This window comes from Peribacillus sp. Bi134, assembly GCF_918698065.1.
GTDB lineage: Bacteria > Bacillota > Bacilli > Bacillales > DSM-1321 > Peribacillus.
In genome coordinates, this window is the sequence record NZ_CAKKLN010000009.1 from 269,621 (window position 1) to 290,559 (window position 20,939).

General features: G+C 39.2%; 26 protein-coding genes, 2 pseudogenes and 1 riboswitch. Of the genes and pseudogenes, 16 read left to right on the forward strand and 12 right to left on the reverse strand.

The window, feature by feature from the left end:
* The first annotated feature begins 320 nt into the window (after positions 1-320).
* Positions 321-1,782: pseudogene (locus LQ188_RS21550) on the forward strand (Msr family ABC-F type ribosomal protection protein).
* A 73-nt stretch (positions 1,783-1,855) separates the two neighbouring features.
* On the opposite strand, the gene LQ188_RS21555 reads toward LQ188_RS21550, so the two are convergent.
* Positions 1,856-2,350 (reverse strand): L,D-transpeptidase family protein, encoded by a 495-nt coding sequence (locus LQ188_RS21555; protein ID WP_101223517.1) that lies wholly within the window; start codon positions 2,348-2,350, stop codon positions 1,856-1,858.
* Positions 2,351-2,554: 204 nt separating this feature from the next.
* On the opposite strand from LQ188_RS21555, the gene LQ188_RS21560 reads away from it, so the two are divergent.
* The 3 genes from LQ188_RS21560 (at position 2,555) to LQ188_RS21570 (ending at position 4,319) form a co-directional block, all read left to right on the forward strand.
* Positions 2,555-2,893, forward strand: a complete 339-nt coding sequence (locus tag LQ188_RS21560; protein ID WP_101223228.1) for a hypothetical protein — start codon at positions 2,555-2,557, stop codon at positions 2,891-2,893.
* A gap of 156 nt (positions 2,894-3,049) precedes the next feature.
* Positions 3,050-3,775 carry a hypothetical protein gene (locus LQ188_RS21565; protein ID WP_101223227.1) on the forward strand — a complete coding sequence of 242 codons (726 nt, stop codon included), beginning with the start codon at positions 3,050-3,052 and terminating at the stop codon, positions 3,773-3,775.
* A 163-nt stretch (positions 3,776-3,938) separates the two neighbouring features.
* Complete coding sequence (locus tag LQ188_RS21570; protein WP_230178177.1) at positions 3,939-4,319, forward strand: hypothetical protein; 381 nt, start codon at positions 3,939-3,941, stop codon at positions 4,317-4,319.
* A 105-nt stretch (positions 4,320-4,424) separates the two neighbouring features.
* Here the strand turns inward: LQ188_RS21570 and LQ188_RS21575 are convergent, their stop codons facing one another.
* The gene (locus LQ188_RS21575; protein WP_230178179.1) at positions 4,425-5,294 is read right to left on the reverse strand and encodes a 5'-methylthioadenosine/S-adenosylhomocysteine nucleosidase; all 870 of its coding nucleotides are present in this window, start codon (positions 5,292-5,294) and stop codon (positions 4,425-4,427) included.
* A gap of 182 nt (positions 5,295-5,476) precedes the next feature.
* Positions 5,477-5,580, reverse strand: a riboswitch (purine riboswitch).
* Between the two features lie 539 nt (positions 5,581-6,119).
* On the opposite strand from LQ188_RS21575, the gene LQ188_RS21580 reads away from it, so the two are divergent.
* Positions 6,120-6,458 carry a hypothetical protein gene (locus LQ188_RS21580; protein WP_230178181.1) on the forward strand — a complete coding sequence of 113 codons (339 nt, stop codon included), beginning with the start codon at positions 6,120-6,122 and terminating at the stop codon, positions 6,456-6,458.
* A 103-nt stretch (positions 6,459-6,561) separates the two neighbouring features.
* Here the strand turns inward: LQ188_RS21580 and LQ188_RS21585 are convergent, their stop codons facing one another.
* Both LQ188_RS21585 and LQ188_RS21590 read right to left on the reverse strand, forming a co-directional pair.
* The gene (locus LQ188_RS21585; protein ID WP_230178182.1) at positions 6,562-6,915 is read right to left on the reverse strand and encodes a hypothetical protein; all 354 of its coding nucleotides are present in this window, start codon (positions 6,913-6,915) and stop codon (positions 6,562-6,564) included.
* 156 nt (positions 6,916-7,071) lie between these two features.
* Entirely contained in the window at positions 7,072-7,992 is a 921-nt protein-coding gene (locus LQ188_RS21590; protein WP_230178183.1) for an NAD(P)-dependent alcohol dehydrogenase, read from the reverse strand.
* A 213-nt stretch (positions 7,993-8,205) separates the two neighbouring features.
* Between LQ188_RS21590 and LQ188_RS21595 the strand changes: the two are divergent.
* Positions 8,206-8,756, forward strand: a pseudogene (locus tag LQ188_RS21595) (dihydrofolate reductase family protein).
* 216 nt (positions 8,757-8,972) lie between these two features.
* Here the strand turns inward: LQ188_RS21595 and LQ188_RS21600 are convergent.
* The 5 genes from LQ188_RS21600 to LQ188_RS21620 all read right to left on the reverse strand — a co-directional run bounded on the left by LQ188_RS21600 (position 8,973) and on the right by LQ188_RS21620 (position 13,146).
* Positions 8,973-9,605 carry an NAD(P)H-binding protein gene (locus LQ188_RS21600; RefSeq protein ID WP_230178184.1) on the reverse strand — a complete coding sequence of 211 codons (633 nt, stop codon included), beginning with the start codon at positions 9,603-9,605 and terminating at the stop codon, positions 8,973-8,975.
* Between the two features lie 64 nt (positions 9,606-9,669).
* On the reverse strand, positions 9,670-10,059 hold the full coding sequence (locus LQ188_RS21605) for a MerR family transcriptional regulator (protein ID WP_230178185.1): 390 nt from the start codon (positions 10,057-10,059) through the stop codon (positions 9,670-9,672).
* Positions 10,060-10,085: 26 nt separating this feature from the next.
* Positions 10,086-10,832, reverse strand: coding sequence for an SDR family oxidoreductase (locus tag LQ188_RS21610; RefSeq protein WP_230178186.1), 747 nt, complete (start codon positions 10,830-10,832; stop codon positions 10,086-10,088).
* Positions 10,833-10,850: 18 nt separating this feature from the next.
* Positions 10,851-11,702: an aldo/keto reductase gene (locus LQ188_RS21615; RefSeq protein WP_230178187.1), complete on the reverse strand. Its 852-nt coding sequence runs from the start codon at positions 11,700-11,702 to the stop codon at positions 10,851-10,853.
* A gap of 73 nt (positions 11,703-11,775) precedes the next feature.
* Entirely contained in the window at positions 11,776-13,146 is a 1,371-nt protein-coding gene (locus tag LQ188_RS21620; protein WP_230178189.1) for an MFS transporter, read from the reverse strand.
* A 775-nt stretch (positions 13,147-13,921) separates the two neighbouring features.
* Between LQ188_RS21620 and LQ188_RS21625 the strand changes: the two genes are divergently transcribed.
* The 3 genes from LQ188_RS21625 (at position 13,922) to LQ188_RS21635 (ending at position 15,002) form a co-directional block, all read left to right on the forward strand.
* Positions 13,922-14,413: a DUF6773 family protein gene (locus LQ188_RS21625; protein WP_101223218.1), complete on the forward strand. Its 492-nt coding sequence runs from the start codon at positions 13,922-13,924 to the stop codon at positions 14,411-14,413.
* A 28-nt stretch (positions 14,414-14,441) separates the two neighbouring features.
* Positions 14,442-14,639: a helix-turn-helix transcriptional regulator gene (locus tag LQ188_RS21630; protein ID WP_034309784.1), complete on the forward strand. Its 198-nt coding sequence runs from the start codon at positions 14,442-14,444 to the stop codon at positions 14,637-14,639.
* A gap of 108 nt (positions 14,640-14,747) precedes the next feature.
* Positions 14,748-15,002 carry a sigma-G-dependent sporulation-specific acid-soluble spore protein CsgA gene (locus tag LQ188_RS21635; protein ID WP_101223217.1) on the forward strand — a complete coding sequence of 85 codons (255 nt, stop codon included), beginning with the start codon at positions 14,748-14,750 and terminating at the stop codon, positions 15,000-15,002.
* Positions 15,003-15,045: 43 nt separating this feature from the next.
* Here the strand turns inward: LQ188_RS21635 and LQ188_RS21640 are convergent, their stop codons facing one another.
* Positions 15,046-15,687, reverse strand: a complete 642-nt coding sequence (locus LQ188_RS21640) for a hypothetical protein (RefSeq protein ID WP_101223216.1) — start codon at positions 15,685-15,687, stop codon at positions 15,046-15,048.
* Positions 15,688-15,833: 146 nt separating this feature from the next.
* A complete protein-coding gene (locus LQ188_RS21645) occupies positions 15,834-16,697 on the reverse strand; it encodes a LysR family transcriptional regulator (RefSeq protein ID WP_230178190.1) in 864 nt (287 codons plus the stop codon).
* Positions 16,698-16,856: 159 nt separating this feature from the next.
* Here LQ188_RS21645 and LQ188_RS21650 point away from each other — a divergent pair, with 159 nt between their 5' ends.
* The 7 genes from LQ188_RS21650 to LQ188_RS21680 all read left to right on the forward strand — a co-directional run bounded on the left by LQ188_RS21650 (position 16,857) and on the right by LQ188_RS21680 (position 20,436).
* Entirely contained in the window at positions 16,857-17,135 is a 279-nt protein-coding gene (locus tag LQ188_RS21650) for a DUF2798 domain-containing protein (protein ID WP_230178191.1), read from the forward strand.
* Between the two features lie 183 nt (positions 17,136-17,318).
* On the forward strand, positions 17,319-17,537 hold the full coding sequence (locus tag LQ188_RS21655; protein WP_101223213.1) for a DUF1659 domain-containing protein: 219 nt from the start codon (positions 17,319-17,321) through the stop codon (positions 17,535-17,537).
* 42 nt (positions 17,538-17,579) lie between these two features.
* Positions 17,580-17,798 (forward strand): DUF2922 domain-containing protein, encoded by a 219-nt coding sequence (locus LQ188_RS21660; protein WP_230178192.1) that lies wholly within the window; start codon positions 17,580-17,582, stop codon positions 17,796-17,798.
* A gap of 40 nt (positions 17,799-17,838) precedes the next feature.
* Positions 17,839-17,988, forward strand: a complete 150-nt coding sequence (locus LQ188_RS21665; RefSeq protein WP_101223211.1) for a YvrJ family protein — start codon at positions 17,839-17,841, stop codon at positions 17,986-17,988.
* Positions 17,989-18,131: 143 nt separating this feature from the next.
* Positions 18,132-18,344 carry a general stress protein gene (locus LQ188_RS21670; RefSeq protein WP_101223210.1) on the forward strand — a complete coding sequence of 71 codons (213 nt, stop codon included), beginning with the start codon at positions 18,132-18,134 and terminating at the stop codon, positions 18,342-18,344.
* Between the two features lie 162 nt (positions 18,345-18,506).
* A complete protein-coding gene (gsiB, locus tag LQ188_RS21675) occupies positions 18,507-18,953 on the forward strand; it encodes a general stress protein (protein WP_230178193.1) in 447 nt (148 codons plus the stop codon).
* Between the two features lie 136 nt (positions 18,954-19,089).
* Complete coding sequence (locus tag LQ188_RS21680) at positions 19,090-20,436, forward strand: DUF3238 domain-containing protein (protein WP_230178194.1); 1,347 nt, start codon at positions 19,090-19,092, stop codon at positions 20,434-20,436.
* 88 nt (positions 20,437-20,524) lie between these two features.
* On the opposite strand, the gene LQ188_RS21685 is transcribed toward LQ188_RS21680, so the two are convergent.
* Positions 20,525-20,917, reverse strand: a complete 393-nt coding sequence (locus tag LQ188_RS21685; RefSeq protein WP_101223207.1) for a thiol-disulfide oxidoreductase DCC family protein — start codon at positions 20,915-20,917, stop codon at positions 20,525-20,527.
* Positions 20,918-20,939 lie beyond the last annotated feature (22 nt).

The window sequence follows — 20,939 nt, forward strand, 5'->3', positions numbered from 1 at the left end:
GTTATTTGCTGTGTGTATAGGATGGATATGTTGTAGAGGTTTTGTCGTTCTGCCGGATATCTATGTCGATTTTTTCCGTACACAGAGCCCTTCTGTGTACTTTTTTGTTTTGGAGCGATTTAACTTGATGATGTTACTTTTCTATTGATGCGAGTTTAGGAAATTAAGCTCATATCGATTACAGGGTATTCAGCGGTGACTATAAAATAGGGAGGAATGTAAATTGCAATTTCTATTATTCTTTTGATGCGGGCTTGAAATAGAAGCTCGTATCGATCCAAGCTATCGATACGAAATCACAAATTTCGGAGGTAGCGAATATGGAACAAATATGTTTTGAATTAGAAAATGTCGAAGTGACTTATTTAGATAAAGAGATATTGAAGATTGATCGATTGGCTGTACATCAATTTGACCGCATCGGCATCGTCGGGAAAAATGGTACAGGGAAAAGTACGTTATTGAAGTTACTTGCTGGAGAAATTCAACCAACAAGCGGAAAGGTAAAGGGTTACGTTGATCGTGGCTATTTTGAGCAAGTTGAAGCGCCTGTTGTTGCAGAAGCTGATCCAGCGTTACTGGGAAAATTGGCAGTTCCGCGAAATTCTGCGTCACTAAGCGGCGGTGAGAAACGAGGCTGAAGCTTGCCCAATTGTTTACCCACTATAATGAAGCGTTGCTTATCGATGAGCCGACAACCCACTTGGATCAAGACGGCCTTTTGTTTTTACTTGATGAATTACGCTATTACTATGGTGCGCTTGTCTTGATTAGTCATGACAGGGCTGTACTGGATGAACTCGTCACAACGATTTGGGAAGTGCATGAAGGCGAGGTACATGTATATTCAGGGAATTACAGCGAGTACATGGCACAGAAGCAGTTAAAACGTGAACAACAGACGCAGGCTCATGAACAATTCATTAAAGAAAAGAGCCGGCTTGAAAAAGCGGCGCAGGAAAAAAATGAAAAAGGCTGAAAAAATCGCTCAGGCTGGAAGATTGTCAAAAAAAGAGGCGAATGCAAAGCCGAATAAGTCGTTTATGACGAAATCGAAAGGCACAAGCCAAAAATCCGCACAACGCGCAGCGAAGGCAATTGAGAATCGAGTGGAAAAACTTCAGGAAGTGGAAGCTGTAAGCTGTACAAGAGGAAAGGCAAATCGTATTTCGCCAGTCAAAGCAATTGGAATTGCATAATAAGTTCCCGATAATGGCGGACCGATTGACTCTTCAAGTGAAGGAGAACGTATTATTGGATGAGGTGAGTTTCCAGCTGCCGCTCGGTAAAAAAATAGCCATCACAGGTAGCAACGGCAGCGGTAAAAGTACTTTGCTGCACCATATTGCGAATAATGGTATAGGTTTAACGGTTTCTCCAAAAGCAAAAATGGGTTACTTCCGTCAAATGAGCTATAGATTTGCAAAAGATGAAACGGTTCTGCAATTCCTGGAGAATCGCTCAGAATATGATGAAGGATTTTTAAGAAGCGTCCTGCATTCGATGCAGTTTACTGGGACGGATATACTGAAAAGCGTTCAGTCCTTAAGTGGCGGAGAAGCGATTCGCCTCCAGCTTTGTCAGTTGTTCTTAGGGGAATACAACATTCTGTTATTGGATGAACCGACCAACTTTATGGATATTACTGCCATTGAAGCATTGGAACGATTCATAGCTGGATATGAAGGGACGATAATATTTGTATCCCATGATCAAGCGTTCATAAAGCATGTTGCCGATATTCAGTATCAACTTCAGGCGAAAAAATTTGTTCAAGTGTGATTTTTAAGATTATGGCAAAATAAGCCGATGGAACAATTCCGTCGGCTTATTTATATAAGAGTAACTAAGCACATTAAGGATGAATCGTAACCGGTGTCCCGATTGGAACAATCCTTGATAATTCCTCCACGTCCCGATTATGCATGCGAATACAGCCTTTTGAGACGGCTTTACCAATCGAGCTGGGGTCATTCGTTCCATGAATGCCGTAGTGCTCCTTGGATAGACTCATCCACATGGTACCGAATGGGCCTCCGGGGTTGGGGGCTTTATTGATAATGATGAACTGTCCTACTGGTGTACCGAACAGCATTCTTCCAACGGCGATTGGATATTGTTTCTGCAATACTCCATTTTTTAGCAGTCTTAGCTTACGATTATTAACGGACACATCAATCTGAAATGGAATGGTATCAGCAGGAGGAAAACCAGGGATCATGATGGGTTGACCAGGATAAATGACATTTGGGTTTATTGTCGGGTTAGCAGCGATGATTGCCGATAGCGGTTTCCGGTAGTCCCTGGATATCTGTGTCAGTGTTTCACCTGGTTTAACTGTATGAATCAGTCTGAACACCTCCATAGGTTATAGTTGTCATGTTTCATTCTATGTGATTTTTCAAAAGTGTTTCGTAACTCGTCGTAAGCTGTTATCAATTTTTAATAAAACTTATATGTTAAGTAACTAAGCCGAAAAGAAACCGAAATGAACATTTGATAAAATAAGTTTTTATGGAGATGGATTTTTGTTAGTTAAAGAGGGGGAATAAAGGTGGAGGAACATGTGAAAAAGGCTTTAGTAGAATGGAATGAAGAAATTAGTGATGTGTTAAATGGGATAGAAAAAGAGTATGATGAAGTTAAGCGTGAACTTCAGGTTTATTCCTATAAATTCAATATTACCAAACAGGTTGTACAATCCACTATTAATGATGAAATTATTCGAAGCATCCGCGAGCTCTATCATAAACCTTTTGAACAAAAATTGAACGAATTGAAAGAATCGATAAAAGAGCTGGAAGAAAAGAGAAAAGTTTTTCAAATGTTTGTCGATAAAATCGAAAAGGTTAGTGAAAGAGAAGAAGGAAAACCGCAAATATCAGTCATATAAGGCAGCGAGGAGCAGGATACTCTACCATTCTATACACAAAAACCATGGCAGCGAATATAACTGCTTTTTTTTGCTGGAATTGCCAAAAGCGCCCCCTTGTTTACCCTAACATCAACCCGGGTACACTATCCTATAAAAAGGAAATGGGGGAGTTCTATGTGGAATGCGGTCTTTTGGGGAGGGGTTTCGGGTTCTGCCGTCCTGCTTGGCGCACTTGCCGCAATCTTCATACCGATCAAGAAAAACATCATTGGCTATATCATGGCTTTTGGTACGGGTGTATTGATTGGTGCCGCGGCATATGAGCTGCTTGCTGATTCGGTGAGTGATGGTGGAATCTGGGCGACGGGGATCGGATTCATAGCAGGGGCCGGCGTGTTTACTGCCTTGGATTTTCTTATTTCCAAAAAAGGTGCGGATAAAAGGAAACGGTCCAATAATAACTCTTCGAAGGAAGCGGGCCTAGCCATTTTCATCGGAACCGTGATGGATGCCATACCGGAGTCGATCATGATCGGCGCAAGCTTAATAAGCGGTGGCTCGGTAAGCTGGCTATTGGTCATTGCCATCTTCATCAGTAATATTCCGGAGGGGCTCTCAAGTACAACAGGTTTGCTCAAAAGTGATTACTCCAAGAAGAAAATCATGCTGCTGTGGTTTTCCGTCCTGATCATTTCGGCATTATCCTCGATGTCGGGCTATCTATTCCTCGATCATGCCCCGGACTATGTCCTGGCAGCGATGGCAGCCTTTGCAGGCGGGGGAATCATCGCCATGATCGCCTCAACGATGATGCCTGAAGCATATGAAGACGGAGGGCCGATCACGGGCATATTCACCGCTGCTGGCCTGCTTATATCTTTGGTTCTGGATTCGATGTGAGATTGTCCCCTTGGAAGGAAGGGGGCAATTTTTTTGTGAAAATTCTATCATACAAGGAAATGCACAAGGAATCTATCTCGAAAAAAGAATTGTTGGTGTTAAAATATCATTTCAAATCATACACTCTTCATATAGATTTTTAGACATTGAGGAGCTGTTAGAAATGAACTTCGAGATGCAAATAGCGAATATGTTAGCTGATAATTTAAAAGGGTTCATTACATTTGTCCGGGAAAATCATGAAAATGAAAACAACTGCTTTTGTTTAAATAAAGATAAATTGTATCAATTGAAGCTTCTTGTTGACGAGTTTAAATTTCAAGTATTGGCAGATGAACTTAAACGAATCAATCGGTTTACCTGGGATGAAAACTACACGCATTTATTAGTTGATAGATTCAGAAAAGGGATGGGGATCATTGAAGAGTACGTTGAAAATAACTACAGTGATTTATTCATTTTTACCGCTAGACTTTATACGTTGAATAACCTCAGCTTATTATTTTGCAAGGAGGAAGAATCGGGCACAGCCCTCCGCGAATAAAAGAAGAGCACATATTATCGTATATAATATGTGCTCTTCTTTATTTTACTATAGGGATAGTTGACCAAAAAGATTCTAATTCTTATATATGCTCCGAGCCCGCTCTTATTTGCTTGGCATCGTAGAGATATATTTTTTAACCACTTCATACACATATTCTTGATTGGCCGCTGCAGTATTAGGGTTATATTTACCGCCGTTCACTTTATTATTGGATAGCACTCGTATACCTAAGAAGGGCACATCGTAAGCTTTGGCGATTTGTGCTGCCGAAGCTCCTTCCATTTCTTCCACGGATGTACCATATTTCGTATGGAACCACTTAATCCGATCCACTTCATTATTCCAAACGTCTGCAGAACCGATAGTACCATCGACAATCTTACCTTTTGTGTAGGTATCCTTAACTGCATGAGCAGCTGCGAGTAAATCCTTATCTCCCTCGAAGAAGCGTGGTTTTTCAGCATTAGGATCTTCTCCTGCACTTCCTTCAGAAGCCATTAGGTCCATTGGTTTCCATATGGTTGGATCGATTCCTTCGTTTTCAGCTTTATCTGCCGTTTTTAATGAACCTAGGTTTACCGTTCTTTCTCCTAAAACAATATCAAAAACGTTTAAGCTTGGGTCATGTCCACCTGATGTCCCTTGATTGATGATGGCAATAGGGTTATATCTTTCAATTGCCACTGCTGTAGCGGCAGCTGTGTTTTCCATCCCTTTACCTGTTTTGGCAACGATTACAGGATAATTGTCTAAAGTTCCAATATAAAATACAAAATCTCCTGATTTTTCTTCTTTAACATTTTTTAACCTTTTCGCGAAATTTTCAGCTTCAATTGGCATTGGACCTTGAATCATGATAGGCCTTTGAGTCTTTTTTTCGACCGTTTCATTTTTGGAAGCAGAACTGCATGCTGCAATTACCGACACGAAAAGTAAAGCAATGATTCCTAATATAGTATACTTTTTTAACATGTTTTTTCTCTCCTTAAAAACAAATTATCCGATTGTTTGAAACACTCGCAAATATGGTCCAAAGAAAAAGGTCCAGAACGGCAGAATGATTACTGCCTTCTAGACCTACGATAGTCAAAGTATAGATAATCAAGCAAAAATGAAGCGAATGCTAAATCATTAGCTGCTCAAGAAAGCGGGCAGCTGAATATACTTTAACTCGTAGTCTAGTTCTTTCACTGGGAACTAGGTAGAAACGCTCAGACCATATTTCCGAGCATATACGAGTAAATTACAATTATTACTTTGCTAATATAACAAACAAATGATAGATAATCAATAAAAAAGTGAACATTAAAATATAAATATAATTTAATGTTCGTGTTTAGGTGGGTGTAATTCGATAAAATCATAATTATAGCTTCTTGTTGAGGAGTTCAAGTTTCAAGTATTGGCCGATGAGCTTAAACGAATCAACAGGTTTACCTGGGATGAAAATTACACACATTTATTAGTTGATAGATTCAAAAAAGGGATGGAGATCATTGAAGAGTACGTTGAAAATAACTACAGCGATTTATTCATTTTCACCGCAAGACTTTACACATTGAATAGCCTCAGCTTAACCTTTTGCAAGGAGGAATCTCAATAATCTTCCCACCTATGGATAATATTTTTTAATGAGTGCGGGATAATAATTTATATATGTTAAAATCTAATAGAATTTATCTGAGTATTTGGCGTTATGAATTAATTATTATATTTTACTTTTTCGTTGCGTTTTGGCATCTTTTTGAGATAATCCACAATTAATGCCTCGAATAATAGAGTTAGGGAGATGAAACAATGATAGTAAGTGAAGGAATGGCGAGCTTATACAGGACTTTCGAAAGAAATGGTTATGATAAAGAAAAGGAGACCAGTAAGGCTACAGAATTTAAAAATATCCAAACTGGAGAGGTAATATACTTATTGCCTACTCAAGAGATAGGTATTGTTTTGAGTCCAAAGACAGTAGAAAACAATGAAGATTTTAAAAGTGAAAAGAAGTATCATAGTACTGCATTAAAAAAATTTCCTAAGAGAGTGAATAAAGGCCAAACTCCGATACATTATGGGTATTCTTTTAAATTTAAATCAATAGGTGAGTTAGAATCCTTTTTAAAGAGATTCAATGAGATGTGATAATGCTAAATTAAAATCGCTCTTTTCTCCTTAAACCGAGCCGGATTACGAATCAGTAATCGGGCTTACTCTAACTAGTTTCCTTGCAAAGGGCTGCAAGTATTTAGGTGATCGCCCATAAAAAGATGGCTAAAGCGATTATTGAAGAGATGATACCAAGCACTGCTTTACACTTTGATGAAGCGTTCAACCATGTAAAGAAGCTGCTCACTATCATTCCAAATGAAATAAGCACGGCGCTAATCACTTTCACCCATGTCGTTTCAAAAATTGGTTCGACCAACAAGAATATCAAACTGAGTGCGACTAAACCATATGTAGCGATAAAACGCTTACTCGTAAAATCAGTCTTCACTTCATTTCGTTCTTCTTTTGACATCTTTTTATACTCCCGCCACATCATGAAGGCTGGAATCCCTAACATTAAAACTAATCGTACGATTGCATCCGTATTCATTCTATCCTCCAGAAATTACAGCTCTCATCCATATACGTTTGTTCCTGGAAAAATTTTCAACATCTTCCTGCATAATGACATCCTACCCCTTCAGATCCAATTGTCTAAGGGGTATTTACATGTCCAAGAGGTAGTTATAACATTTGCAAGGTTTTGTCAGGGTTCATCATGTACAGTTATCACGACATTTCCCTTTTTATGTCCTAGTTCTACGTATCTATGAGCCTCGGGTATCTGTTCCAGCGGGTAGCGTTTATCAATGACCGATTTTATCTTTTCAGTTTCGATTAGCTCCTTGAGAAATAGTAAATCTTCCGTGAGTACCTTTGCTATTCCTTGCCCTTCAACGGACACGTATCGCCCGTTCGGGGTTAGTGCTTTTTTGCATGTGACTTTTGAGCTTTTCCCGACTGCATCAAAGATGATGTCATATCGCTCTTGTCTTTCCGTGAAATCCTCTTCTGTGTAATCAATCACTTTATCTGCTCCCAATGATCTCACCAAATCAAAGTTAGCGGCACTGCATACTCCGGTAACTTCTGTTCCAAAGTATTTGGCAAGCTGTACCGCGGAAGTCCCTACAGAACCGGATGCACCGTATATGAGGACTTTATGTCCGTCCTGGATATTGGCTTTTCTAAAAAAATGCAGAGCTGTCGTTCCCCCAAAAGAAACGGCGGCGGCTTCCTCATAGGTCATATTGACGGGCTTTATTGCGATTGCCCCGTCTTCAGGTAAGCATGTGTATTCGGCATGGGCCCCAAAATTCATTCCAGTCATGGCAAAAATCCGGTCGCCTTTTTTGAATTTTTTCACATTGCTCCCTGTTTCCTCTATCTCCCCGGCTAGCTCCACTCCGAGTATCGGTTTTCGCGGTTTTCTAAGCCCCAGAAAGATCCGCATCGGCAGCCATAATAAGAAGGGACTCTTGAAGCTTCGGACTCTTATGTCCCCTGAAGCCACTGTTGCCGCATGAACCTTCACCAGAACTTCGTTTTCCTTGGGAGTTGGTTTTGCCACCTCTTGGAGTTCCAGTACATCGGGTGATCCGTATTTTGTGCATACCATTGCTTTCATCGCAAGTCTCCTTTAGTTTTTGATTCAGTCTTTTAATACTATGATTTAAGCTGAACTATAAAACTACATGTAAACGAAACGGAAGAAACTTTTGTATGAAGCTTAAAAGCATTAGGTATTTGTCCGGCATCGGTCAGGGGCTGTAACGCTGAGCGGTCGAAACCTTATGATTTTATAACAAGGGACATTCTATAAGACAAAGGAGATAAAAGTATGGCCATTAACGAAAGACCGAGAAGTATAGTTTTAGATTTAGCAGTTACTTTAGATGGATTTATTGAAGGGCCGAAAGGAGAAGTTTGACTGGTGCATTATGGACTCTATTTCTTAAATGATATGGATACTATTTTTTATGGGAGAAAAAGCTATGATTATGGGGACAATATACTCCGTAAAATAAGGTATCTAATACTGAAAAAGAAATTTGGAAATTAGTTCATGGCAAAGAAAAATTCATGTTTTCCAAAACAAAAAAAGCATTGATGATAAAGTAACAATCATAAATGATAATATGGTTGAAGAAGTAAATAAATTAAAGAAAAAGCCTGGTAAAGACATCTGGCTTTATGGCGGGGCAAGTCTTATTACATCTTTTATAAGATTGGGGCTGGTTGATGAATTTAGGTTATCTGCACCCTGTTATTTTAGGGGAAGGAAAACCTTTGTTTGTTGACATAAAGGAGAGATTGAACCTAACACTGGTTGATACAAAAAGCTTTTACCCTGGCGTTGTTCAACTTTGCTATCATCTTAATGAAGGATAATTGACTAAATGATCAAAATTTTTATGAAAAATTCATAATTAGATAAAAAAAGTAACTCCATTTTAAAAAAAATGGAGTTTTTGTATTTGCTGTTAATGGAAGGGGATTTATAATCAATCTTTATTCTAAAGCTACATTTTGGTCCAATTTACCTTGCTGGTCACATCGAGCTGTAACCTTTTCTGTTATAAAGAATTTCCCTTTTTTGAATACAAACTAATAGAACGATGGTTTTTCAAAATCGGTATCTGGTTCGCTGACTCCTAAACTTTTGCAAATATATTTCGTGCTATCAGCAAGTAAATCCATAATCAAACGAGATACAGCCTGACGTGTAACTTGTGCACCTATAAATGGTTCACCTTTTTCTGTCAGTTCATATTCTTCATTACCTTCTTGGTCGTAAAGCCAAGTTAAACGTAGTAGTGTGTAATCAAGGTCTGAATCTTCGACTACCTTGGCTGCAGATTTGTATAAGGGTGCACTGGATCCAACCATTGCATCATTCCAGCGGCCAAATGCACCAGTGACTTCATCATAAATACCTAAAACTGTTGCACCAATGAGACGTTTTACACCAGCTTCATCCATTGCGGAAACAATGGATTGTGTTGCTTGAGCGTCACGCATATCATTTAAATAAACAATATCTATTTCAGACATTGCTTCGACAAGTTTAGATTTATCATGAAAGTCACCATCGATTATTTTTACTCGTTCACTAGATACTTTTAAACGAGAATTTGCCTGTCTCGCATATAAAGTGATTTCTGTATCTGATTCATTGAGCAAGCGTTCAGTTAACATACGAGAAACTTGACCAGCTGCACCTAAAATCAAAACTTTCATTTATCCTTCACTCCGTTTCGCATATAGTCAAAGCATCGAGTATGAATTTTTTCGTGTGCAACTATCATTCATCAAATTCACGAAGCCCTTTTTCAGCTGGAACAACATGACTTTCGTAGTTATCAATCTTATAATTCAAACGATCGAGTGCACTTTGCATTAAATTAATACGTTTTTGCATCTCGTCACGTTCGTCACATAAAATTCCCACACGAGCTGGGATATTAGCATCGTCACCATTTTTGAACAACTCAATGTACTCGATTAGTGCTTCAATGGATACCCCTGCTTCACGCATATGACGGGAAAACTCGATCCAACGGATGTCCTCATCGTCTAAATCACGTACACCGTTCTTATCTCTTTTTACTGGTGGTATTAAGCCGATACGTTCGTAATAACGAATCGTATCAGCAGACACACCAGTTTTTTCACTTACAACTTTGATGTTCATGTAAAATCCACCTTTTATGTTTTTTATTAAGGTAATTGGATAGTTGGACGAATAATAATTTCATTCATTGCAGTATCTTCAGGAGTATCCATTACAAACGCTACTGTTTCAGCAATACGTTCAGCTGGAATGGCCACTACACTGTAAAGTGAATCGATACCGCCTTTAAGGTCTGTATCGGTAATTGTGTTTGGCAATTCCGTTGCTACGGCACCTGGTGAAAGAATTGTCACACGGATATTGCTTCCTGCCTGAGCTTCTTCCTGACGAAGTGCTTCAGAAATCGCACGTACTGCGTATTTAGTACCACTGTATACACCGCCACCTGGGTGAGTCTGGTGACCGGCAACAGAAGAAACATTAATGAAGTGACCAGATTTTTGTTCACGCATAACTGGAAGACCAGCTGCGATTCCGTAAAGGACACCTTTAATATTTACGTCGACCATTTGTTCCCATTCGTCCACATGAAGTTTATCGAATGTTGAATGGGGCATAAGACCAGCGTTGTTTAACCAAACGTCGATTCGTCCAAAAGTATCTACCGCAAGTTTTGCGAGAGCTTCAACGTCACTGCGTTTTGTTACGTCAGTGCTGGCGTAAATTACTTCGCCGCCTTCAGCTTTGATTTTGTCTGCCAATTTTTGAAGACGTTCTTCACGACGAGCACCGAGAACAACTTTGTCTCCGCGTTTTGTTAATAATTTTGCAGTTGCTTTGCCAATACCTGATGATGCTCCTGTAATAACGATTACTTTGTTAGGTTCTATCATTTTATTTTCCTCCAATTCTTAACGTTCTGCTTTCATTGAACCAAGTGCTTTTACCATCACTGGATCTCTGTGTGAGAAGAAGCTGCTTTTATTTGTATCAAGTGTGGCAATTGTTTTTATATCATTTTCGCTTAATTCAAAATCCCAAATATCGTAATTTTGAGCGATACGTTCTTCATGAACGGATTTAGAAAGAGCTGAAATTCCGCGCTGGATTAGCCAGCGAAGGACAACTTGAGCGACTGATTTGTTGTATTTTTTACCAATTTCTATTAACACTTCATTTGTGAAGAGACCGTTTTTTCCTTCTGCAAACGGAGCCCAAGCTTGTACAGCTACATTATATTCTTGGTGGACTTTTAAAGCTTCTTCTTGCTGTAAGAAAGGATTCACTTCAATTTGGTTCACTTGTGGAGTTATTACATTATGAAGAATTAAATCAACCAAACGATCAGTATGGAAGTTACTTACACCGATTGCACGAATTTTTCCTTCTTTATAAAGTTCTTCAAGTGCGCGCCATGAGCCATAAATGTCTCCATATGGTTGGTGGATTAAGTACAAATCAAGGTAATCAAGCTGCATGAGTTCAAGCGTTTTCCCAAATGCCGTTTTTGTCGCTTCATAGCCTGTGTCACTCACCCAAAGTTTTGAAGTGACAAATAATTCTTCACGAGGTACATCACTTTTCTTGATTGCATGACCCACAGCTGATTCGTTCATATAAATTGCAGCTGTATCAATCAAGTGATAACCAGCTTTAATTGCTGTAAGAACACTTTCTTCTGCCTGTTGAAGATCAGGGATTTGGAAGACCCCAAAACCGTTAAGTGGCATTTTTACGCCATTATTTAATGTCACATATTCCATGTTTTTTACCTTCTTTCTTTTAAGTGTAGTTCAGTATAAACCTTGGAGTTCACTCCAAGGCAAGGGGACATATTCAATTTTTTATTTCTTTCTTCATAACTGGAAGTATCAGTGCAACTACAAGAATAATTGCAAAAACCAGCATGACACTACCGCCTTTTAATGCGACATTTACTTGAGTTACTAATCCGCTGCTGGCTGATATACTTGAAATTGCTACTAATATTGCAAGACCAAGTGATCCGCCAATTTGGTGTGCTACGTTTACGACACCGCTTGCAGCTCCAGCATCACTCGCTTCAGTATGAGCAATACCAGCAGCAGTTAAAGGACTAAGTGATAAACCTTGCCCGAAACCAATGAAAATCATTGGAAGTGCAACGCTAGCAATATAACTGCTATTACCGGAAACAAAACTTAACCAGAACATGCCGATTGTTGTAATTATTAGACCGCAAAGTAGAACACGACCGTTGTTAAAGCTTCGAGTAAAGAGCGGAACAAGCATAGCGGAAATAAAATTAGCGACTGTCATTGGAAAGAATCCTATACCGGCTTGTAATGGTGAAAATCCATAGATAGATTGTAAAAATTGAGTTATAAAGAACCAAAATGCCATCATGGCACCCAAGAATAGCATGCGTGCTAAGTACGCACCATTGCGTTCACCACTCTTAAATAGACGGAGTGGCATGATTGGTTGATCTGCACGTTTTTGCGTGTATACAAAAGTAATAAGTAAAATTACTCCCACAGCAATAGAAATGAGAGCAATCATTAATTGCTCCTCTAAGGTTACAATTCCATAAACAAGTCCAACAATCCCCAATAAAGAAGTGGCTGTCCCTGCTATATCGAATTTTCCTGCAATAGTAGCAGATTCCTTGATATGCTTTTTCGTTAGAATGTACATGACGATACTAATTGGTACATTAATGAAAAATGCGTAACGCCAAGATAACCAACTGGCAAAAATACCGCCAAGAACTAAACCGGCACTTGCACCAATACCAGCAACTGCGCCATAATAAGAAACAGCCTTCGTACGTTCTTCACCCTCCTCAAAGTGATCCATCAATAATGCAAGAGTGGATGGAGCAAGAAGTGCCGCACCAGCACCTTGAAGTGCACGTGCAATAACTAACCAAACGGCATTCAGTGCTGTACCAACTAATAGTGAACCCAAACCAAAGATAATTAATCCAAGAATAAACATTCTTCTACGCCCGAAAATATCTCCGGCACGTCCACCAAGCAGTAACAAACCACCAAAAATTAATGTATAAGTGTTTTGAACCCAAGTTAGATTGCTTTGAGATAAGTGAAGTGATTCTTGAATTTTAGGTAAAGCAGTAATTACTACAGATATATCTAAAACAATAACGAAATAACTAATAAGAATAATACCTAAAATAATGGATTTGTTTTTCGCCTTCTTTACCATTTTTCTTTCCTCCATTTCAATTACATGTATCACTTTAAACCTTGGAGTTCACTTCAAGACAAGAGAAAAGTTTAAAAAAGGTAAAGAAATTCTTAAATAAAAAACGAAGATAATTAAGATTGCCCTTGTAGAGATGGATCGCATTTGACACTTAGCCACCCAATAAATATCCTTGTTAAAAGTATTATTAAAAACTAGACATTTTTCCTTATTCACCTATACTGTCCTGTTACTATAAGTACATTCCTTCACAACAATGATTAAAATCATGAATTCACGAGTAAAACCTTGAAATTCACGAGTAAAACCCCAAAACTCACGAGTTAAAGCTTAGAATTCACGAGTAAATCCCCAAAACTCACGAGTAAAAGCTTGAAATTCACGAATAAAACTCACGAGTAAAAGCCTAGAATTCACGATATCGACGAAAATGCAGGTTTATCTCCGAAAAAGTAGATATATCGACGAAAACTGCAGGTATATCTCCGAAAAAGTAGATATATCTCCGAAAATTGCAGGTATATCTCCGAAAATTGCAGGTATATCTCCGAAAATTGCAGGTATATCTCCGAAAATGGAGATATACGAGTAAATCCCCAAAACTTTAGAGTAAAACCCTAAATAGGGTTATTGAGGTATCCAAACTTGATGTTTGGATATCTTTTTTTATACATATTGCAATTTATAAAATATAAAATGTAATATATATGTTGCGAAAAGTTAAATAAAACATATAATAAGGGTAAGCGATGGAATTATTGGAGGTCGATCAGAGATGAATCTATTCAAACGAACGAAAAAGATCACGGATGAGCGGGTTGAGAATGTTAGAAATAAAATTTATAAAGAAATGTATTACGTCATTTTGGCCATTTGCCTGGTGAGTGGACTTTTCAAACTATATAAATATGGTGCAGGCAGCGGGGAGTTATATCTGGAGTTCGCGATCCTTGTTGTAGGAGGGCTGTATTACTTAGCTCGTTCCATTTTCTTAGGTGTATTCTGGGATGAGGTGGAGATGCATGACCGCACAAGCAAAACACCGATGAGCAGGAAGACGATTCTTGGGACGGTTGCTTTAGCACTCATCATCGCTATATTCATGGGGGTGAATAGTGCTGTATCCTATGCCGATAGCAGTTCCCAGGGCGTATGGTATTTTGTATTGGTATCGTTTGTATCCGTTATGATCTATTTGCCGATTTTACTTCTGTTTTTTGGTGGTATATACTTGCTGGCGAAGAAAATCGGAATGAAGAATAGCTAAGATAATAAGAAATAGTAGGTGCGTTCCCTTGAAAAATATAAAACTGAAGCTTGCGAGAGTAGAAAAGGACTTGTCACAAGAAGAACTGGCCAAGATTGTCGGGGTATCCAGGCAAACGATAGGATTGATTGAATCCGGAAAGTATAATCCCTCATTAAGTTTATGTGTCGGAATTTGTAAAGCATTATCCCGCACATTGGATGATTTATTTTGGGAGGAAGACTGATTAGGGTATCCATTGACTTGGATATCTTTTTTTTAGGAATTTATCATCAAAAAATGGGGGAAGGTATAGCATGTAAGCAAAAATCTAACATTCGAGAGGGATGGTTTGATGGATCGTACGATTGGCTACTTACGTGAGATATTGTCTAACTATACGGACCAATATCCTGAAGCGCAGGAAATTTATAATAAAATCAAAAGCGGACATTTTCATTCTGAAGAAGAACTCGTCAATAAACTATCCGGTAAAGAAGCCAGTCTCCTTAACCATATTCTTCCTCAGGAAATTAAACATGCGAAGGAAGCTAGTGATACGGAACGGGTCACGCAATTATCAGAGGTATATGAACTGATTATTATATGATAAAACCTTGTCCATGATGATCATGGACAAGGTTTTATTGGTTTTATTCCATTTCACTAAGTGAATCCATATGACTGGCTATCATGGCGATGATCGTGCTTGCTTCTTCCTTGCTGAAAATGAAATTCGTTTCATCCTTTATCAGGTCATCATCAGCTGTCCGAATCCGATTGATCCGTTTCAGTACACCATCACCTGTTTCCTGGACGATACCGAATTGATAGGTGACCTCGACTTCATTATCCTGGATATAGGCAGTCACTTCAGGCGTTTCCCAATCTACATCGATTTCGTATATTTCGGAATCGTTGCCGTCTGGATCATACAAATCATCATTATCATCATCCATATCATATTCGTAATCATCATCTTCCTCTTCCAAATAGTTATGGAAGCTCTCATGGACAGCATCGACGATATCTTCAATGTCCGAAAGGATGACCTTGCTGATCTGCCCTAAATCAGGCTCGAACGATTCCATATAAAATTCTTCATTGTACGGATCAAAAAACAGCGTGGCAAAATAATCCCGCTCATTGTCATCCAGCTCTGTATAAAACTCGATACGTGGATGCTTAGACCCGCGCTCCACGATCAAACTGCCATTGCGGTCGTATTTTTCACAAATTGATTTAAGATGATCCTGCAATTCCCCGCTTACTCTGTCAAACCATTCTAATGACATCAACATCCACTTCCTTTCGAGATTATTATTTCCCAGAAAAGCCGAACATGACATGCCATTTAAAGGCAACTGCAATTTAACTTCGCATCAGGAATGTCCGTTATAAAAAAAGAATGTAAAGGGAAAATAAGATAAAAGCAATAACGTTAGATTTCCCTATACCTTTCAATAATAAAGTCAATAAAATACCTGCTTGCTATTGGCAATACCCTTTTATCCTTGTATGCCAAAGTAATTGTTCGGATAATAGAAGGAGAGATGGCTTTCGTTACAATATTATAGGGACATTTATTTAAGAGCAGCTTCGGTAAAATCGAAATGCCAAGCTTTTGTTCAATCATGGACATAATCGCATAAGGATCATATACCCGGTATTGTGTATCAGGTTCAAAATTGTACTGTTTAAAAATTATTAATGGTTCATGTATAACTCCCTCATCCAACAGGATATAAGGATCTTTTAGCAATTCCTCCAAGGAGACTTCTGTGGATGATGCTAAAGGGTGATCTACTGGCATTACAGCCACCATTTCATCTTCTTGCAAGGGAATCGTAGTTAAATCCGTAACGTTTGAATTCACAAAGCCAAAGTCTACGCTGCCTTCTTTAATCCAGTTTGAGATTTCCGAATAATTTCCTTGATGTAATTCAAAATGAACAGTCGGGTAAAGTTCCTTGAAATCTTTGATCAATCCCGGTATCCAATGACATGTAACACTGGAAAAGGTGCCAATTCGAATAAGACCGCTTTGCAGTCCCTCCATCTCTTTATGCTTTTCAGTCAGTTCCCTATGTGAATTACAAATCTTCCGGATATATGGCAAAAATTCCTCGCCATCTGGTGTCAGAGTAATACCCTTTCGAGAACGTAAAATAAGAGTGGTGGAAAGCTCTTCCTCTAATGAATGCACCATTTGGCTAATGGCGGACTGTGTATAGCCAAGTTCTTCAGCAGCTTTTGTAAAACTGCCTGTTTCTATGGTTTTGATAAATGCATAATAAGAATTCAATCTGACTAACCCCTTTGCATTAGTAATTCTAATAGACCTATTATAAAAATTGGTTTTACTAATGTAAATGGAAGAAATAAAATATAGTTGGGAACAGAACAACAGAAAATAAAAAAATCAAGGAACCTAAAATAGATCAGGAGTTGAAGTAGAAAAATAATGAATATTAACGTTAAATACACAAATATTATTTATGCATTTTTAATGGCATTTAGTATGTCCTTTTTTATTTCATTTATATTAGTCTCAATAAATAGGGGTTATGATCATCTATTCCTAGCTACTTGGTTAAAAACTTGGTCACAGGCTTTTATCTGTGCTTTCTTTGGAGCTTACTTTTTCCCGAGAGTAATACAACAAATAATGAGAAGAATTAATTTTGTAGAAAAACCGTTAATAATTGAGAAAGATTTTTTGGTGAGAGAAGAAGACAAATGATATTGGCCAGTAGATAATCAAAGGATTTCCTTAAAAACAGTAAAGAATATGGATTTTAAAAAATACTGATATAGAGCTGCCCAAATGATGGGGAGCTTTTTATGCGTTTCCCGAAAAAGTTTCATGACCATGCTACTTTCATCCTGTAAAAGTTTATATAGAGTGTGAAAGGGGGTGAGTGGTATGGCAAATCAAATTCCAGTATCAAGTACGTTGCGAATCGATTTTGAGACGGGGTTAAATGAAAAAGGCGCCCTCGTTTTTAAGCGGAGGACATTTTCAAACATCAAGGTCGAGGCGACGGCGGACCAGTTGTTTTCGACAGCAGTTGCAATCGCAAGTGTACAGGATTATCCAATGGGTGAAGTGACCCGGGTGGATACGTATTCTTTGATTGGCTAATCGGTTTTCGAAAGATGTCGGAAGAGGGGGAGGTGATTTGAAATGGCTAAAGTATTGGAATTAATTTTCGTTACAGCGGAAGGAAAGTCAGCGACGATTTCCGTTGATAATCCGAAGGATCCGGTCGGAGTAAACACGGTTAAACAGGCAATGGAAAAAATCATTGCGGGGAATGTGTTCGTTACATCCTCCGGGAATTTTGTCGATTTGAAGGCGGCGCGCCTTGTCGAGCGGAATGTGGAGGAAGTGGAACTTATTTAACGAACGGGAGGTTACACACTTGAAGTGAGGTGAATAAAAAGTGGATCAAATTCTGCCATTTGTCAGTGATATTGGGTTCCCGATCATTGTTACCCTCTATTTGCTTCATAGAATTGAAACGAAATTGGATACTTTGAATGAAACCCTTGTAGAGCTGCCAAATCGCTTGCGAGAAGGGATTCCGAAGTAGGTTAGGAAGCATCATGAGTGATATCATTCATGATGCTTTTCCTTTTGAAATTTTAATAGATTCTAGTTTTATATCAAAACTATCGGGTATACATAAAACTGTAGCTAGTTCTTAAAAAATCCAAATAATAAGGAGGAGTTTTAATGACTAACAACAATGAAAAAATGAGCAGGGAAGAAGCTGGCCGCAAAGGCGGGGAAGCGACAGCAAAAAATCATGATAAGGAATTTTTCCAAGAGATTGGTCAAAAAGGCGGAGAGGCCACTTCCGAAAATCATGATAAGGACTTCTATCAGGAAATTGGCAAAAAAGGCGGAGAGGCTAGAGCCAATCAACGTGATGGTTCCGATGATTGAGAAATGAGCAGGGAAAAGCAGGATATAATGGCGAGGGAAAAAGTCGCCGCTAAAAAAACGACCTGAAGTTTTTAGCTGAATCCAGTTTTATAGCTGTTCAAGCGGGTACATGCCATATGTAGCTAGTACATGAAAAATCCAAATAATAAGGAGGAATTTTTAATGGCTAACAACAATGAGAAAATGAGTCGTGAAGAAGCAGGACGTAAAGGTGGAGAAACAACAGCAAAAAATCATGATAAGGAATTCTATCAAGAGATTGGCCAAAAAGGCGGAGAAGCAACATCCGAAAATCATGATAAGGACTTCTATCAGGAGATTGGCCAAAAGGGCGGAGAAGCAACATCCGAAAATCATGATAAGGAATTCTATCAAGAGATTGGCCAAAAGGGCGGAGAAGCAACATCCGAAAATCATGATAAGGACTTCTATCAGGAGATTGGTAAAAAAGGCGGAGAAGCGACATCCGACAGTCATGGCAAGGAATTCTATCAGGAAATCGGCGAAAAAGGCGGAGAGGCACGGGCCAATCAACGTGATGATTCCGATGATGGAAAAATGAGCCGTGAAGAAGCAGGACGCAAAGGCGGGGAAAAAAGCCGCCGTTAAAATATAATCCAGTTAAACTTATAAATGACCGAGGGAGTAACATTCCCTTGGTTTTTTTATGCCCAACACAGCACATTGCAAAGTGTGCTTGAAGATTAAAGTGGGTAAAGAATAACACCTAGAAAAGGAAGAGGTGATGAAGAAGATGATTGCTCATTATTCATTTCCCCGTTTAAAAGTAGGCGGAGTTACATTCACTGCACGGCATTCATTGCTTGCTCTTGGTCTTGCGGGATTCGCTTATCTGGTCTCCAATAAAAGGAAGCATCAAGCGGTATTCAAAACGGCTTCATTGATGTGCAAGATCGAACGGAAAGAAGATTCCATAAAACTTATTTGGCCGGATGAAGGCGGCTTCTATCGGGTATTCAGGGGGCGAGAGCTTATTTACAGCGGCTCGGAGCCAAAGATTGCAGATCGGGGTCTGACTCCAGGAACCATCTATACGTACACGATAGATAGTTTGAATGAAAAAGAACAGGCAGTAAACAGGATGAAAATACAGACATCAACGACCGCCGAGAATAAAAAAGAAGATAATATCCTTTTGGATTTGGTATTCACCACGATTGTCGCAAAAGGCCAAGCCACCCTGGAATGGGAGCCCATCAAAGGAATAAAAGAGTATACGATTTACCGAAACGGCGTGGATATTGGGAAAGTGGGTGGATGTTCCTTCAGTGATCGAAGTATTAGTGAAGATCAGGAATACACATATACCATTAAAGCAAAGCGGCCCCTTCCGCGTTCGGAGCAGGAGTCCTATGCCGTGAAATCCCTTCTAGCGAGTATTGTCGGAGCCGTAAAAAAAGGTTCATCCCAAGCAAAGGCAGCGATCGAGGAAATAACGAATACGAAAAAGATTGGCCCTGTAAAAAAGCTTTTACAGCCAGTTGAAAACGATGTGGACGGTAAAAAGAAAAGAAATTGGCAGCTGCGCTATACCACCTTTTTACCGGAAGAGTGGCTGAAAAACCCCAATCTTGCATCGAAGGTTCCCATTTTTAAAGGTGACAATCGCGGGTTTGATCCTGAATCACCCCGTTTCCGGACTAGAGTCGATGTGTATATTCATGAAAAGGAACGAAAGGCCGAGATTGAATTTTCCAAAGCGGTCGGGAAAAGTGAAGCCTACAATCATTATGGCGATTTCCTTGAGGAAGGAGTGGCCTCGGATGAAGACATTGTAGTGAAGCGCGTATTATCCAATCATGAAAAAACGACAATTCAGCTGACACACTCTGTAGGCAACCCAATCATCATCTCTCCAGCCGTGGATTATAAAGTGATTGGGACCTTTTACCGAAATGGCGAAATCAATATAGCAGGCTATCATGATCAGGCACCGCATCACGAAGTCTACCTCAAGGAGGCAGATGACCCAGACTGGGCACCCCTGCACCTGGCGGAAAACAAAGGGCTCGAAATGATGGCGCATCCTACGGCCAATCATTTATGGAGATACTCCACATTTACACAATGAAAAGGACGAAAAGCCGTGAGCGCTGATCGTCCTTTTTTTTGTTGATACTAGAAAGTTGACCATTTCCAATCCAACAAATACATTTTCTTTATAAAAATCGCTTTCGAACACTTGGCGACGGCAGCATACAGCTTTCTTCTTTCTTTCCGAACCATTTGTAACGGTTTCTGGCAATGAAATCATAAACGAAGTTCCGGATGAAGCTTGGAACGATGATGAAGCCGTAAAGCAGTTTCCATGCCCCTTGTAAGCGACGGCAAATCCTCAAGGCTGCAGACGATTTATAGTAGGCCTTATCCCTTTCAATCAGGACCATGCTATCTATATCTGCTGGAACATCATACTTCTTCAGCAACTCTTGTCCCGCCTCACTTTGAAGCGAAGCGTAATGAAAAAGCCCCTGCGGATCCCGCTTTATAATGAACTGGACACTCGAATCGCAAAAGTTGCATTCACCATCAAATAATATGATTGGATTCATGAACATTCCTCCTATAGAGAGA